Origin of the sequence: Streptomyces sp. CAI-85 (assembly GCF_013363615.1) — a bacterium.
Classification (GTDB): domain Bacteria; phylum Actinomycetota; class Actinomycetes; order Streptomycetales; family Streptomycetaceae; genus Streptomyces; species Streptomyces antibioticus_B.
Genome location: NZ_JAANNX010000159.1, coordinates 1 through 2,336 on the forward strand (window position 1 = coordinate 1; position 2,336 = coordinate 2,336).

3 protein-coding genes and 1 pseudogene are annotated in these 2,336 nt (G+C 67.6%); 2 read left to right on the forward strand and 2 right to left on the reverse strand.

Translation table 11 applies throughout. The features are described 5' to 3' along the window. The coding region (locus G6W55_RS37350; protein WP_175525031.1) for a helix-turn-helix transcriptional regulator at positions 1–156 on the forward strand (156 nt) is incomplete at its 5' end. A 96-nt stretch (positions 157–252) separates the two neighbouring features. After that, positions 253–906, forward strand: coding sequence for a hypothetical protein (locus G6W55_RS37355; RefSeq protein WP_175525032.1), 654 nt, complete (start codon positions 253–255; stop codon positions 904–906). 17 nt (positions 907–923) lie between these two features. Here the strand turns inward: G6W55_RS37355 and G6W55_RS37360 are convergent, their stop codons facing one another. Continuing rightward, entirely contained in the window at positions 924–2,093 is a 1,170-nt protein-coding gene (locus tag G6W55_RS37360; RefSeq protein ID WP_233436066.1) for a hypothetical protein, read from the reverse strand. Between the two features lie 122 nt (positions 2,094–2,215). Beyond that, positions 2,216–2,336, reverse strand: a pseudogene (locus G6W55_RS39160) (pyridine nucleotide-disulfide oxidoreductase); the annotation flags it as partial.

A 2,336-nucleotide genomic window follows, 5' to 3' on the forward strand; every position in this document is an offset into this window, starting at 1 on the left:
GTCTCCCAGCCCACCGTCTCCCACCACCTGAAGAAGCTCAAGGAAGCCGGGCTGCTCACATCCGAGCGGCGCGGCACCTGGGTCTACTACCGCGTCGAGCCGTCCGTGCTCGCCGCCATGGGCCAACTGCTTGTAGGTGCATCGGCTGTGTCGTGACCACACTCGGACGCCCGTAACGCCCAGGGACGCTGTGGCGGCGGGCAGTTGCCAAAAGCGATAGTGGACGAGGCGGGCGGTTGCCATCCTGACGGGATGGAGGAAGCAGAAGACCGGTCGAGCCTGCCCCGGCCTCGCTGGGCAAATGCCGAGATCGCCGTCTGGGGCGGTGCCAGCGAGGACGATCTCGCCCTAGCTGGCGGCTATCTGCGAGTCGCCGAGACCGGCGCCCGACACTGGATCGCCCACGGCCCGGACGACCGGATGCCCCTGCCGATCCTCTACAACTACCGGCACAGCATCGAACTGTCGCTGAAGTGGCTAATCCGCAAGGCCGCCCAGTGCGCCCTGCGCGAGGGCTACACAGGAGAAGAAGACCTCAGCCCTGACCAGTTGGACAAGCGTCTGCGCACGCACAACATCAGGAGACTGGCGGACTGCCTCAACCGGTACCTGGCCCTGCTGGACCTGCCCAAGGTGGAACAGCGCATCGACCCGGAGTCCTGGAGTCAGCTGAACTGGCTCGACAGCGAGGATGCGACAGGAGAGACCTACCGGTACGCCGTGGTCGGCCACGGCGCCGGCCGGGCTCCCGCCCGGCCCGTGCAGCAGAACGTCAACTTCTACGAGCAGGTGAACGAGCTGCACAAGCTGGCGCACCTGCTGTGGGGCGGCTACTCGGCTCATCTCGGTGAGTACGAGAACTGGCAGATCGAGTACATGGAGGCCATGGACACGCCTGGCTACTGAAGCGGTGCGTGCTGTCGCTACGGTGTCGGCTTCTTGTGGCGGGTGAGGAGCTCGGTGAAGAAGTCGGAGATGACTTGCGGGCTGTCGGGCCGGGTGAGTTCCCAGCCGCCGAAGCGGTAGATCTCATAGCCGGCCAGCCGCAGGCGGCGGTCCTCGGCGACCATCTCCGAGTACAGCCTGGGCGAGGCGGCGTACGTGGTGCGGCCGTCCGCGCCGGTGGGGTTCTTGATGCCGTAGTGGTGGGCGCCGTCGACCTCGATCACGATGCGGGAGCGGTCGGGGGCCAGCAGCAGGAAGTCCATGCGCTCGCGGTGCAGGGCACCGCTGTGTCCGCCGCTCTTGCGGGTGTAGGGGTCGTAGTGCAGGTAGACCTGCGGGATAAGGGCGGGCAGGTCGAACCCGTCGGGTTCGGCGTAGCGGGCGCAGTACGTGCGCAGGACCGTCTGCTCTGGCAGGGAATCCAGGGAGCGGTACAGCCGCCGGTACAGGGCATCGGCGGCCTCCGGTTCCTCGGTGTCCGGCATGTGGTGCGCCTGCCACCAGGTGACCATCTGCCGCCAGGTCAGGCCCTGTAGCGGCAGTGGGTCCTTGTACACAAGGCAGTTCTCGGCGTTCCGGACGATCTCCACCTCGTTGCTCACCGCGTCCCGCAGCACGATCTGCGGCTTCGGGCCGACGGCCGCGAAGATGAGGTTCTTGAAGGTGCCACGGGGGCCGTTCTTGAAACGCTGCTCGTACTCGGCCTCCTGCAGGTCCTCCAGGGCCTGCCTGGTCGGCCCCAGCAGCTCTTCGATGCACTCGCGGCGCGCCTGCCATCCGCCGCCTCCGGACATGTCGTTCTTGCGCCAGTAGTCGTAGAAGCCGCTGTGATGGCGAAACGGCAGCTGCGGCGACTCCAGGCCCAGGCGTTCGAGGACCGCTCGGTGTGCTTTGACGGCGAGGACGACTTCCTCGTCATTCATCCGTTCGTCGTGGCGTGTGCCCCGGGCGACGAAGTCCTCGTGCAGCAACCGGGTCAGCGCCACGGCCACGTCCAGGTCCGGGCGGTCGGGCAGGGGACCGAACCGCAGGGACTCCATCAGCTCGACATCCAACTGCCATAGCTGACACACCCATTCGCCCGGCCTGTGGTCAGGCCAGTCCGGGTGCTCGTCGGGCCTGTCGCGGAAAAAGTCGTCTGTCTGCATGCGTGCGCATCCCCCTGCCCCACGGCGCCGTCGGGAGGAATTGTCGCTGGTGTTACTGACAAGGGGGAGCTGTACGCAACGGGGTGAACAGGGCGGTGACAGCGCGGCGGCCGCTCCGGTGCCTACGTGAGCAGGCCAGCGACTTCGCGGGCGGCGTCCCGTGCCGGGCGGCCGACGCCGATGAGGGTGGCCGAGGCCGGGCCGGTCCAGTCGCCGTAGCCGAGCAGGTGCAGCCGCGGCTCG